Source organism: Methylobacterium sp. WL1, from assembly GCF_008000895.1.
Taxonomy (GTDB): Bacteria; Pseudomonadota; Alphaproteobacteria; order Rhizobiales; family Beijerinckiaceae; genus Methylobacterium.
In genome coordinates, this window is sequence record NZ_CP042823.1 from 3686880 (window position 1) to 3699618 (window position 12739).

9 protein-coding genes are annotated in these 12739 nt (G+C 71.1%); 3 read left to right on the forward strand and 6 right to left on the reverse strand.

Annotation, left to right across the window (positions count from 1 at the left end; all coding sequences use genetic code 11):
• Window positions 1-142: 142 nt before the first annotated feature.
• The 5 genes from FVA80_RS17890 to FVA80_RS17910 form a co-directional block, all read right to left on the reverse strand.
• The gene (locus FVA80_RS17890; protein ID WP_147906264.1) at window positions 143-967 is read right to left on the reverse strand and encodes a WecB/TagA/CpsF family glycosyltransferase; all 825 of its coding nucleotides are present in this window, start codon (window positions 965-967) and stop codon (window positions 143-145) included.
• The gene (locus FVA80_RS17895) at window positions 960-2435 is read right to left on the reverse strand and encodes a GumC family protein (protein WP_147906265.1); all 1476 of its coding nucleotides are present in this window, start codon (window positions 2433-2435) and stop codon (window positions 960-962) included. Before FVA80_RS17895 ends, FVA80_RS17890 begins: the two co-directional genes overlap by 8 nt.
• 282 nt (window positions 2436-2717) lie before the next feature.
• Entirely contained in the window at window positions 2718-3812 is a 1095-nt protein-coding gene (locus tag FVA80_RS17900) for a glycosyltransferase (RefSeq protein ID WP_147906266.1), read from the reverse strand.
• Window positions 3809-5794: a glycosyltransferase gene (locus FVA80_RS17905; RefSeq protein WP_147906267.1), complete on the reverse strand. Its 1986-nt coding sequence runs from the start codon at window positions 5792-5794 to the stop codon at window positions 3809-3811. Before FVA80_RS17905 ends, FVA80_RS17900 begins: the two co-directional genes overlap by 4 nt.
• A gap of 191 nt (window positions 5795-5985) precedes the next feature.
• Window positions 5986-6705 carry a cytochrome c biogenesis protein CcdA gene (locus tag FVA80_RS17910; RefSeq protein ID WP_147906268.1) on the reverse strand — a complete coding sequence of 240 codons (720 nt, stop codon included), beginning with the start codon at window positions 6703-6705 and terminating at the stop codon, window positions 5986-5988.
• Window positions 6706-6950: 245 nt separating this feature from the next.
• Between FVA80_RS17910 and FVA80_RS17915 the strand changes: the two genes are divergently transcribed.
• The 3 genes from FVA80_RS17915 to FVA80_RS17925 all read left to right on the forward strand — a co-directional run bounded on the left by FVA80_RS17915 (window position 6951) and on the right by FVA80_RS17925 (window position 11025).
• On the forward strand, window positions 6951-9638 hold the full coding sequence (locus FVA80_RS17915; RefSeq protein WP_147906269.1) for a PAS domain S-box protein: 2688 nt from the start codon (window positions 6951-6953) through the stop codon (window positions 9636-9638).
• 362 nt (window positions 9639-10000) lie between these two features.
• Entirely contained in the window at window positions 10001-10744 is a 744-nt protein-coding gene (locus FVA80_RS17920) for a heparan-alpha-glucosaminide N-acetyltransferase domain-containing protein (protein WP_187193397.1), read from the forward strand.
• Entirely contained in the window at window positions 10714-11025 is a 312-nt protein-coding gene (locus FVA80_RS17925) for a hypothetical protein (protein WP_147906271.1), read from the forward strand. Before FVA80_RS17920 ends, FVA80_RS17925 begins: the two co-directional genes overlap by 31 nt.
• 4 nt (window positions 11026-11029) lie before the next feature.
• Here the strand turns inward: FVA80_RS17925 and FVA80_RS17930 are convergent, their stop codons facing one another.
• Window positions 11030-12688 carry a calcineurin-like phosphoesterase family protein gene (locus FVA80_RS17930; protein WP_147906272.1) on the reverse strand — a complete coding sequence of 553 codons (1659 nt, stop codon included), beginning with the start codon at window positions 12686-12688 and terminating at the stop codon, window positions 11030-11032.
• Window positions 12689-12739 lie beyond the last annotated feature (51 nt).

A 12739-nucleotide genomic window follows, 5' to 3' on the forward strand; every position in this document is an offset into this window, starting at 1 on the left:
GCCCGCGACACGTTGGAATGACAGACCACGCTTCTCGCCGTCATTGCGAGCGCAGCGAACCCGGACGAACCTCCATCCAATCACGCCGACGATCTGGGCGTCGATGGGATCGGGCTTGCGCACCCGGCGCCGGCCCGCCCCCTCAATCCCGCCGGCCCGAAACGCGGTCGCGCACGGCGATGCCGATGAAGCGCCAGGATTCGATGAAGTAGCGCCGGAAGAGCCGGCGCGGGGCACACAGGAAGCGGAACACCCACTCGAGGCCGAGCCGCTGCATAAGCCGCGGGGCGCGGGGGAGGCAGCCGGCCGCGACCGACAGAGCGTCGCCGACGCAGAACACCACCGGGTTGCCGAGCGCCCGGCCCTGGCGATCGACCCACACTTCCGATTTCGGTGCGCCGACGCCCATCACCAGCAGGGTGGTGCCGTGGGCGCGGATCCGCTCGGCCAGGGCGCTGCCGTAAGACGCGTCGTCCTCGAAGCCGAAGGGCGGCACCGCACTCGCCACCGCGCCGTCCGGCAGACCGGCGGCCTGCAGGCGCGTGGTCAGCGTGTCGGCGACGTCCTGGCGTGCAGCGACGAAGAACACCCGGCGGGCGTAGGGCGGCGGGTCGGCCAGGACGCAGGCCAGGAGGTCGTGGCCGGTGATCCGTTCCGCCGGCCGGCCGCTCGCGACACGGGCGAGCCAGACCAGAGGCATGCCGTCGAGGGTCCGGGCAGCGGCGCGCGCGTAGGCGCCCCGGAAATCCGCGTCCTCGGCCAGTTGGACGACGTGGTCGACGTTGGCGGTGACGATCGTCCGGGGACCGTCCGAGCGCCGTGCCGCCACCGCGGTCACGATCGCGGACGCGGTGCCGACGTGGAAGCCGTAGCCGAACAGCGTGGCAGTCGTGGACGGCTCCGGCGCAGCCCGGTCCCGCAACGCCGCCTCCGGGTCTGCCAGGCTCGGAGCCTCGACATCACGCATCGGCGGCCCGGAAGCTGGTCCCGGGGCGGGCGACGGCGCGGCGGAACCGCCGACGGTCGCTGTCGGCGCCGAGCGCCAACGCGATGGCTCCGCCGAGCAGCAGGCCGAGCACGAGGGCCACCGGCAGCACGATCTTCGGCGAGGGCGGGAAGGTCCGCTGGCGGGCGGGCGTGGCCACCGAGATGATCCGGACGTTGGTGGTGTTGAGGCGCTCCTGCTCGTTCGCCTCGCGGGCGCGCTTCAAATAGGCCTCGTAGACCCCCCGGCGGGCCTCCAGCGTCCGCTCCAGCTCGCGCAGGCCGACATAGGCGCGGTCGCTGCTCACGGTCTCGGTCTTCACCCGGTCGAGATTGGTGCGGATCGCCGCCTCGCTGGCGGCGGCCCGGTCGTAATCCTTCTGGGTCGTATCGATGATCCGCTCTTTCTCGCGCTGGATCAGGCGCTGGAGGTCGCGCTGCTGGGCGTATTGCTCGGCCATGGCCGGGTGGCGCTCGCCGAGCCGGGTGGCGAGCTCGGCGGTGTTGCGCGAGAGCGTGGCGTATTGCTGCCGCAGCGCCTGCATCTCCAGGGATTGCAGCATCTCCGGGAGGGCGGTGCTCGGGTCCGAGGTGCGCATCTTTCGGGCCTGGTCCAGCCGCGACTTCGCCTCGGCGGTCTTGATCGACGCAGTGACGAGCTGCTGGTTCAGGTCGCCGAGTTGCTGATCGGTCAGCAGGCGGCCACTCGAGGCCACGAGCTTGTGGGCCTCGCGGTAGCGCACCACCTCGCCCTCCGCCTGCTCGACGTCGCGCTTCAGGCTGCCCAGCCGTCCGGTCAGCGCGTCGTAGGCGCGTCGGGCCGTGTCGGTCCGGGCGGCGGCTTCCTCGGCGAAGTAGGCGTCGCCGATGGCGTTGGCGATCCGGGCGGCTTTCTCGGGATCGCGCGACTGCACCGAGGCGTCGATCACGAAGGTCCGCTCGGCCCGGCGGACGCTGAGCTTGGTCTGGAGTGTATCGAGGGCGATGTTGACCGGGTCGCGGCTCGCGGCCGGCGGCATCATGCCGAGCGCCCCCTTGATCCAGGCGATCGTCGGATTGTTGCCGTCGGGCAGCACGAACTCGTCGTCCTGATCGAGATGCAGCTTGGCAATCACCCGGCGCAGGACGTTGTCGGACTGGATCACCCGCACCTGGCTCTCGGCGATGGAGACGCCGCTATCGGCCTGGGGCTGGCGGGCGTTCACGTCGTTCTCGACGACCCGCAGGTCGCTGGGATCCACCAGGACCTGGATGGACGAGGTGTAGCGCGGCGGGATGAGGCCGAGCAGCGCCACCGCGGCCGCCACCATGAACAGGGCGCCCAGCACGATGAAGCCGCTACCCCGCCAGAGGCGGCGCAGGATCACGCGCGGCTCCGGCCGTGACTCCACCTGGGGCAGCACCATGCGGACGGGCTGCTCACCGCTCATGCGTGTCGAGAAGTCGAACATGCGCCTCGCTCCTGACCTGTCGGACGACGACCGGTGCCGTCTTCCACCGCCATCCTGCTCCCGTCCCCATTCCGGTCACCACCGTGCCGATCCGGGACAGAACCTCCACCGAGGCGGTGTCTTCCTCGACACTCCAGCAACCAGCATACCGAACCAGTACTCTCGCCTTGATGCACACCCTGCAGCAGCAACCGTATAGATATCGTCGCTAGAACGAGAACGCTCTGTCACGATTTTGTGGCCCGATCAGGCCTTTAAATGTTGGGGACTACGTAAACGGACTCATCCGATTCGCGTGGTGTCCGGTTCCGCGTACGCGCCCGGATCCCCTCCCAGGAAGCGGCGGAAGCGCTCCTTGTCCTCCGACGCCGCCGCGTTCCACCGCGCCACGTTCCCGCGGCTTGCCGCCGCCGACCGGACAAGGCCGCCTTCGCCGACCCAGACGGCGAGCGCCGCCGCCGCGGCCGCCGGATCCTCGGGGGAGACCAGCAGGGCGGAGGCGCCCAGCACCTCGCGGAACACCTGCGCGTCCGGCGCCACCACCGGCAAGCCGCCATGCTGGACCTCCAGCAGGGGCAGGCCGAGCCCCTCGGCTTTCGATGTCGAGAGCAGCAGGTGGCAGGAGGCGGCCAGCGCCCGCAACGCCGCGTCGGCGAGGTACCCGTACCGGTGGAGGTAAGGCGGCGGGTCGTCCAGGAAGGCGTGGCGGCCCCAGCCGACCCGCCCGACTAGGTGCAGTTCCGCCGGCATGCCGGCCCGGTTGAGCGCGGCGACCAGTTCCAGGGAGGCCGCATAATCCTTGCGCGGCTCGATCGTGCCGATCGCCAGCAGGCGCAGCGGCATGCCCGCACCATAGGATGCCGGCCCCGGCAGGTCGGCGAGCCCGAAGGCGTCCCGCACGGACGGCCTCAGCAGGGCGACCCGTGCGTGCGGCGGGCAGACGGCCCGGACGGCGTGTCCGGTGGTGCGGCTGTTCACGAACAGGTTCGGGCACCAGCGCAGCGCCCGGGCGAAGCTCGGGCTCATGTAGAGCCGGCTCTTCAGGCTCAGATCCTCCGGCCGGTCGAGCAGGAAGGTGTCGTGGACGTAGAACAGGCAGCGTTCGGCCGCGACGGCACAGAGCGGACCGGGCGGGAAACCGGGGAACAGGAAGAGCGCGTCACGGTCGGCCAGAGCGCGCAGCGGCAGGCCGAACTGCTGTTGCGCGATCATTCCGGGCAGCGAGCCGCTGGTGACCGGCCGGACATGGTGCGGCGCGAGCCGGTCCGGGGCGAACAGATCGAGGGTGATCCGCTCGATCCCGGTGACGTGGCCGCGCAGATGGGTCTGGTCGAGATAGATCCGCCGGACGCCCTGTGGTTCTGGGCTCGGCCTCACGGAACGCTCCGCCGCAGGGTGCCGGCGAGGTACAGGCAGCGGCGCACGAACAACGGCATGCGCCGTCCGAGCAGCATCTGCTTGGCTCGGCGCAGCCGGCGCACGAGGGGCCGGGAGGGCGCCGGCACCGTGCCGGACGCACCCGGCTGCCGCTGCGCCGCGAACGGGAAATGGCCGAGCATCGCGGGCGTGAAGGTAGGCCGCCCGGAGCCGGCCAGCAGCCCGCACGCCCGGACGATGCGGTCGAGCGACAGGACGGCGGCCGCCGGGCTATGGCGACTCTCCAGGGCGATGCGCGCGAAGGCCCCGAGCCGCGCCCGCGCCCTGGAATCCTCCACCAGCTCGGCCAGGGCCTGGGACAGGGCGCCGGGCTCGAGCGGGACGAGGCGGCCGGACACGCCGTCGATCACCGACGAGGTCAGGCCGGACGTGCGATAGGCCAGCGTCGGCACCCCGCACAGGCCGGCCTCGATCGGCGTCTGCCCCAGGGTCTCATGCCGGCTCGCGGTGACGTGGAGGTCGCAGGCACCGTACCAGGCGGCCAGGATCTCCTCGTCCGCGATCAGCCCCGGCGCGAACAGGTTCGGCACGCCGAGCCGGGCGGGATCGTCGAGCCGGCCGATCGCCACGACGCCGACGCCCGGGCGCGCCACGGCCTGGAGCGCGTCGCGCAGATCGGAAAAACCCTTGTCGGGCCCATCGACGATCACCGCCGAGACCAGGATCAGCACATCGTCTGCGGGCAGGCCGAGCCGGCGGCGCAGGGCGGCGCAGTCGCCGGGACGGAACGCGGCGGTCGGGAAGGCCAGCCGGATCCGTTCGGCCACGGTACCGGGCGGTGCCAGGTCCAGCGCGCGAGCCAAAGTCCAGTCGGAATTGGCCAGCAGCCACGGCCCGGCGGGACCGGACAGGACGGCACGCTTGCGAGCGTGCATCCCGGCGATCCGGTTCGGAGCGAGTTGCGGGTACTCGTCCGGGCCGGGACAGGTCGCGTCGCATCCGGCGATGGCGCGGGTGCAGGCGCGCGGATGGCAGCAGCGGCCCGTGAGTGGATAGAGATCGTGCAGCACCAGCGCCACCGGGCCGCCCCGGGCGAGGCGCCCGACCACGTCGAGGCTGCGGGTCGCCCCGTGCAGGTTGCCGGCAAGGATCAGGTCGGGGCCGGCACCCGCGACCGTGGCCTCGGCCGTCGGGAAATCGTCGGTCCATTCGGCGGCTTCGGGTCGGTCGCTCAGGGCGACATGCGTCACCCGGTGACCCGCGAGCGCCAGAGCCTCGGCGAGCCGTCGCTGGGCCACGCCGGCACCGCCCTGGGTGCTGGTGCCCGTGAGCGAGACGATCGACAGGGCATCGGGCGCCTCAGCCGGCGCACGGTCCACGCGCTGCAGCAGCACCGGGCGGCCGATGGTCCCGCGCACGGCGTCCGTCACCGCCGACCATGCGGCAGCCGCGTTCAAGCGGCCGTTCGCGTCGAGCATCGTCTGCGCGCTTAGGGAACCACGCATCCACAACACCTCGCCGCCGGTGAACGGCAGGTCGTCCGGCGCGTCCGACGATGCCGTCCCGGGCGTGTCGAGCGCCAGCACCCTGTCGGTGAACAGGACGCGCAGGCCCGCCACGGCGACCGCGCCGGTCAGCGCGGCCTCGAGCGCCAGTGCGGTGAGGGCCCCGGGGGCGAGCAGGTCGCCGGCGGCGAGCCAGAGCACAGCGTCGCAGGCGGCATCGGCCACCAGCGCCGCAACATGGGCATGCCCGAGATGCGCCGGCACGACGTCGTGCCGCAGCTCGGGATAATCCTGGCGCAGGACCGAGGCGGCGGTCTCGTGCAGATCCGCCCCGGCCGCGGCGACCGTCACGATCCGGATCCGCGGCCAGGGGCGTCCGTCCGGCAGGGTGTCCGGTCGGCGCATCCAGGGCGCGGCGGCCCCGAACGGCCAGCCGGCGACCCCGTGAGCGGGCGGTGATGCGGGGGCGTCGGTCAAAGGCGGTTCGTGGGTTCGAAGGGGCGTGCACCGTGATCGTGAAGGATGAAGATTGCCTCTCGGACCGGGCCATCCGTCGGCCCTCGACGCGGATTCGGGCGGTGCGGGCCGCCATGGCATAGGCCGACCGGACAGGGCGCGTCGGTCATCGCGGGGCTCCGTTCCGGCCGAGGCCGCCGGTGCAGAGCGTGTCAGTACCGGGTTGTCACCGCGTTCAGCCAATCCGGCGAGGCCGCCACAGCCGCGGCCTCGACGCGCTTGTCGGTGCCGGTGAGGACGAGCAAGCCGAGCAGCACCATCACGACCCCCAGGGCCGCCTTGACGCGCGTGCCGGCCGCCGCGAGCCCGCCCCGCCAGCGCATCAGCGCCTCGCGCGAGACGAGGCCGAGCAGCATCAGCGGCGCGGCGGCACCGATCCCGAAGGCCAGCATGGTCGCGGCGACGTCCCCGAGATGCTCGCCCCGGGCCGCCAGCAGCGACGCTGCGCCCAAAGTCGGCCCGACGCAGGGGCTCCAGGCCGCCCCGAGCAGCAGGCCCACGCCGAACTGACCGGACAAGCCACCGGACCCGAACCCGCCGAAGCGCTCCTCGGCCCAGGCCCCCGCGGGTCCCGCCGCGGTGGCGACCCGCGCCTGCAGACGCGGCAGCGTCAGGACCACGCCCAGGATGACGAGCAACACGGCGCCGACACCGCGGAATACGTCCCCGTCGAGCCCGATCGAGAAGCCGATCGTGGCCACGAACAGTCCGATGGCGGTGAACGACAGCGCAAGGCCGAACGCCAACGCCACCGGCCCCAGCCGATGCTCCGACGCCGCGGTGCCGAGGACTATCGGCACCAGCGGCAGGACGCAGGGCGACAGCACCGACAGCAGCCCCGCCAGGAACGCGAACCCGACCGTCCCCAGCATCGTTCCGACCTTCCCGCGATCTTAAACCCTCGCGCCGGCTTCGCGCCGGGGGGCGACGGCGTCAACGGGGATGCCGATCACGGTCCAGTTTGATCGCCGCGCAGGTGTCCGTCGGGCCCGTCGCGCCGAGCCCAGGAACGAATACCAATATGGGTTAGGCAAGGCGCCGAACGGAGCAGTTTATAATGGATGTCGGAGTCCAGGAGCCGACCTAACTTTTGCCGCGGAAGCCGCTACACGGTGTCATGCCCGAACGCAGCCATCTCCAGCATGTCATCGAGAGCGCGATCGATTTCGCGATCGTCGTCACCGACCTGGATGGCATCGTCACCGACTGGAACGCCGGCGCGGAGAACATCTTCGGCTGGCGAAGCGGCGAGATCCTCGGTACCTCGGCCGACCGCATCTTCACCGCGCGGGACCGGGCGGCCGGGCGGCCGCGCGAGGAGATGCACGTCGCCCTCGCCGAGGGCCGCGCCGCCGACGAGCGGTGGCACGTGCGCAAGGACGGCTCCGAGTTCTGGGCCTCCGGCGAGTTGATGCCCCTGCGCCGCGAGGACGGCACGCGGCACGGCTACGTTAAGATCCTGCGCGACCGCACCGGCCCGCGCGAGGCCGGCGAGCGCCTGCGCAAGACGGAGGATCTGTTCAGGACGCTGCTGGACACGGTGGAGACGGCCTTCGCCATCGTCGAGGTGAAGTTCGACGGCGACCACCCGGTGAATTACCGCTTCCTCGAGGCCAACCCGGCCTTCGAGCGTCAGGCCGGCGTCAACCTGCGCGGAAAATGGGTCACGGAGTTCGCCCCCGACCTGGAGCGGTTCTGGTTCGAGACCTACGGCCGCGTCGCCTGGACGGGGGAGCCGGCCAACTTCGAGAGCTACGCCAACAACTTCGAGCGCTGGTTCGACGTGCGCGCCATCCGGGTCGGCGAGCCCGCGGACCGGCATATCGCGATCTTCTTCAACGACGTGACCGCGCGCAAGGTCGCGGAAGCGGAACTCCGGACGCTCAACGACACGCTCGAGCAGCAGGTGCAGGAACGGACCCTGGAGCTGAACACCCTTTGGGACACGTCGCCGGACCTCCTGCTGGTCATCGATTTCGCGGGGGTCTTCCGGCGGGTCAATCCCGCCTGGACGAAGATGCTCGGCTACACGCCCGAGGAACTCCTTGGCCGCCACGTCAACGCGTTCGTGGTCCCGGACGACCATGCCGAGACCATCGACGCCTACACCGCGGCGGCTGAGGGCGCCCAGCCGCGGATCGTCAACCGCTACCGCCACAAGGACGGGTCGCTGCGCTGGATCTCCTGGGTCGCGGTCCCGGCGGGAGACATGCTCTACGCCACCGGCCGGGACGTCACGGCCGAGAAGGAGCGCGACGCCCTCCTGCGCGACGCCCAGGACTTCGCGCGCCTCGCCCTGTCGGCGGTCGGCGGGGTCGGCGTCTGGACCTACGAGCTGGACAGCGACCGATTCTTCTACGACGCCGCCATCGCCAAGCTCTACGCGATCGATCCGGACCGGGGATCGGAGGGCATCCCGCGTCCGGACTTCCTCGCCAACGTCCACCCCGACGACCGACCGGCGCTCAAGACGACGATGGCGGGCGGATTGGCGAATGCCGGCGACCTCGAACTCGAGTACCGCCTGTGCCACCCGGACGGCACCGTCCACTGGGTCCTGTCCCGCGGCCATACCTACCACGACGCCGAGGGGCGGCCGCTCCGGCGCACGGGCGTCGGCATCGACACGACCAGCCAGCGCCAGACCGAGGAGGCCCTGCGCCAGTCGCAGAAGATGGAGGCGGTCGGCCAGCTCACCGGCGGCCTGGCCCACGACTTCAACAACCTGCTGGCTGGCATCTCCGGCGCGCTGGAGCTGATGCAGACCCGGATGGGCCAGGGCCGGTTCGCCGAACTGGACCGCTACATGACGGTGGCCCAGGGGGCGGCCAAGCGCGCGGCCGCCTTGACCCACCGCCTGCTCGCCTTCTCGCGCCGGCAGACGCTGACCCCCAAGCCGACCAACGTGAACCAGCTCATCCTGGGCATGGAGGAATTGATCCGGCGCACCATCGGGCCGGAGATCGGCCTGGACGTCGTAGGAGCTCCGGCGCTGTGGCCGGCGCTGATCGATCCGGGCCAGCTCGAGAACGCGCTCCTGAACTTGTGCATCAACGCCCGCGACGCCATGCCGGCGGGCGGGCGCATCACCATCGAGACCGCCAACACCCACCTGGATCGGGCCGCGGCCCTCCGGCACGACCTCCCCGAAGGCCCGTATCTCGTGCTGAGCGTGACCGACACCGGCACCGGCATGCCCCCGGAGGTGATCGCCCGGGTGTTCGAGCCGTTCTTCACCACGAAGCCGATCGGCCAGGGCACCGGCCTCGGGCTCTCGATGATCCACGGCTTCGCGCAGCAATCGGGAGGCCAGGTGCGGATCGAATCGGAGGTCGGCAGGGGCACGACCGTGTGCCTGTACATGCCGCGTCATTGCGGTGAGGCCGAAGGCGGCGAAGTCGCCCTGCAGCTCTCCAGCGTGGCGCGGGCCGGCCAGGACGAGACCGTGCTGATCGTGGACGACGAGCCGTCCGTGCGGATGCTGGTCACCAAGGTGCTGGAGGATCTCGGCTATACCGCGATCGAGGCGGCCGACAGCACCGCGGGGCTCAAGGTCCTGCAGTCGGACGTGCATATCGACCTGCTCGTCACCGATGTCGGCCTGCCCGGGGGGATGAACGGCCGGCAGATGGCGGATGCCGGCCGCGAGCGGCGCCCCAACCTCAAGGTTCTGTTCATCACCGGCTACGCCGAGAACGCGGTGCTGGGGCACGGCCACCTGGAGCCCGGCATGCAGGTGCTGACCAAGCCCTTCCCGATGGAGGCGCTCGCCGCGCGGATCAAGGATCTGATCGTCGCCCGCTGATGGCCGTTGCGGGCGTGATCGCCGGGTTGCGTCGGCTGCCGTCCCAGGAATGCGGCCTCGCGGAACGCCATCGCGTCCGCGGTGTCGGATCCCCGGCGTCGCGGCGTTCCCGACCGCAACGCCACGGTCGCCATCAACGCGACTTCGACGGGTTCCGGTCCAATCGGCCGGGCCGGCTGAGGCCGGTCATGGCGGATATCCGACCGCATCTTTCGACCGTGTGCTGCGCAGCAGCCTCGACGGAGCTGCCCAGGGATCGCGCGGCAGGCCCACAGCATGCGATCTTTACCCTTCCCGACGACCATGGGGACTGCACAGCGTGGCCTCGCCGCCGCTTCGATGTCGCAGTCCGAGGCCACGTCTTGTCCATCCGGAATGTCCGTACGGATCGGTGCGTCGAACTCGATGTCTTCAAGACGTTCCTCGTACTGGGCATGGTGTTCGCCCACGTCGTCCAGATCGTCCAGGCCCCGATCGACGGGTTCACGGCGGGCCTGTCCAACGTCATCAACCTCGTGAGCTTCTCGGGATTTCTGTTCGCATTCGGCTGGGGGACGGCCCTGTCCGCCCGGTCCGGCCGGGTTAGGCCGGTGTGGGAGCGGCTGCAGGGGCCGGCCAAGATCCTGCTGGCCTTCTACCTGTCCGGGATCGGAGCCGTAATCCTGACCGACGGCAACGGGTGGTCGGCGGCGCGGATCCTCGGCGTGGTGACGCTGATGGACCTGCCGGGCCACAGCGAATTCCTCGCCTCGTTCTTCGTCCTGAGCCTCGCGATGGTTTGGCTCGGCAGAGGGCTCGGGCACGTCGTCCGCAGGCCGGCCTGTCTGATGGCGTGCGTTGCAGCCTCGGCCGCGTTCGGATGTCTCCCGTTCGACGGTCCCGATCTGCCCTGGCTGGCGATCTTCGTCCCCGCGCCGGACAACACGTATTTCCCACTCGCCCCGTACGCGATGTGGCTGTTCCTGGGGGCCTTTTACGCCGACAGGACGGAGCCTTTCGGCGGCATCGATCTCTGCCTCGCCGCGTCGGCGACCTACGCCCTCCTGACCGTCGCGTCGATCACCGGGAGCCTGCCTTGCGGTTCCCGCCATCGACCGTGTGGGTGATCGGGCCTGCGCTGTTCCTGCTGCTCTACCGGGCGGCCAGCATGGCGATCGTGCGGCGCATCGCGGTCCCGCGCCTCTGGACCAGCCCCGGTCGGCACGTCCTGATCTATCTGGTCGCGTCGAACTTGAGCCTGTTCGCCGTCCAAAACGTCTGGGGTCCGATCGCTCGAAGCCCGTGGGAGGCCGCGGCGCTCACCATCGTCCTGATGGCCGCGATCACGGTCCTCCGCGCGGCGTTGACGCGTGCGACGCAGGCCGCGTTCATGCTCGCACCGACGTGACCTCCTAACCGCGCGCGCCGTCGCCCGTGACTTCGAGCACGACGCAGGCGCGGATCGGCCGGCCGTACTCGTCGGTGCCCGCGACCGTGACCCGGTGGGCGCCCGGCGCGAGGTCGTCGGGCAGGCCCGCGGTCCAGATGTGGGTCGAGGGCGTCGCCTGCACCCAGCTCTTCCTGGTCTCGGGATAGCGGGCGTAGAGTTCGGTCACGAACGGATCGAGCCGGCGCGTCCGCGCCATCGGCGCCGGCGCGCGGTCGCCGATCCGAATCGCGAGGTTCGTGCGCGGGCCGCCGTCGAACACGTTGACCACGAGATTGGTCGCCGTCAGCGCGTCCTGCGGGACCGGCGGGCGCAGCCCCTGCATCGGGTGGCTCGCCCGGACGATCTCGGGGGCGGCCGGGCGCAATTCGCTCTCGAAGGCGATCCGCATCGCCGCGTCCGGCTCGCCCTGGGCGGGGACGAAGCGAGTGGTGTAGTCGGTGCCGCGGATCGAGAGCACGTGGAAGCCGTTCGGCGTGCCGTCGCGGCTGTCGGCGGACGGGATGCCGGTGCGGGTATCCGGCCCGCTCCACCACGAGCCGGACACGGCGGTCATCACGTGGTGGTGGTGCCGCTCCGCAAGGTAATGGTGCTCGGTGGTGTGGGTGTGGCCGGCGAGGCTCAGCACCGTCCGGCCGGCCAACAGGTCGAGGAGCGCGGCCCGGTCGATCGTCGCGCTGCGCGGGTCGTCGCCGGTATCGGTCACCAGCGGGATATGGGTCGCCAGCACGATCAAATCGTCCGGCGGGATTTCGGCCAGAAGGTTCTTCAGGAAGGTGAGCGAGCGCTCTCCGACATGGCCCCGGTAGGTGTTGGCCCCCACGGGCACCGGCGGCCCCATCCACTCGACGTTGTCGATCATCACGAACAGCGCCCGCCCGTGACGGAACGCGTAGGTCGGCGCCCCGAACACGCGCTTCCAGGTCTCGCGGCTGTGGCGGGCGTCCGGTGCCTGCATGTTGAGGTCGTGGTTGCCGGGCAGGCTGTACCACGGCAGGCCGATCCGCCCGACGATGCGGTTGGAGCGGCCGTAGAGCGAGAGGTCGTCGAACAGCACGTCGCCGGTGGTGAGGCCGAAGGCCGCCGGGATCGCCATCGCCCGGGCGACTGCGGTGTCGCGCACGTGGTCGAGCTCGAACCGGCTCTCGGGCTGCGGATCGGTGAACAGGATCACGTCGAAATCCGCCGGCTCGTCGGCCTTCGTCAGGGTGAAGTCGATCGAGGCCGGGAGCGGACCGGTAGGCGCGAGGCCCCTGTAGCGCAGGCCGAGGCCCGCGGGCGTCCCGCCGGGCTGGTGGATGTAGGAGTGGCGGGGCACGTTGTCGGCGTCCCGCGGCAGGGCATAGCCCGGCGGCTTGATCACGAACACCACCCCGTCTCCCGGCATCGGCAGGCGGTAGCGGCCGTCCCCGTCCGTCCGCACCACCTCCCGGCCGTTGGAGACCAGCACGCCCGGCAGCGGCGCGCGCGTGGAACCGGCCGCCCCGACGGCATAGACGATGCCCGTGGCCTCAGCGGATCCCTGCGCGCCGGCACGGCCGGCCAGGAGCGAGAGGGCGGCGGCGCCGGCGACGGTCTCCCGGCGGGTCAGACGTCCGGACGCTGGGATCGAATCGCGTGGCATCGGGGGCTCCTACTCGGCGGCAAAGGCCAAGCAGAGGCATTTGACTGCCGG

Bases quoted from the DNA above. Each gene is read 5' to 3' on its own strand.
- FVA80_RS17910 (WP_147906268.1), bottom strand. From the start codon at position 6,705: ATGCTGGGGACGGTCGGGTTCGCGTTCCTGGCGGGGCTGCTGTCGGTG.
- FVA80_RS17915 (WP_147906269.1), top strand. From the start codon at position 6,951: ATGCCCGAACGCAGCCATCTCCAGCATGTCATCGAGAGCGCGATCGAT.
- FVA80_RS17930 (WP_147906272.1), bottom strand. From the start codon at position 12,688: ATGCCACGCGATTCGATCCCAGCGTCCGGACGTCTGACCCGCCGGGAG.
- FVA80_RS17895 (WP_147906265.1), bottom strand. From the start codon at position 2,435: ATGTTCGACTTCTCGACACGCATGAGCGGTGAGCAGCCCGTCCGCATG.
- FVA80_RS17890 (WP_147906264.1), bottom strand. From the start codon at position 967: ATGCGTGATGTCGAGGCTCCGAGCCTGGCAGACCCGGAGGCGGCGTTG.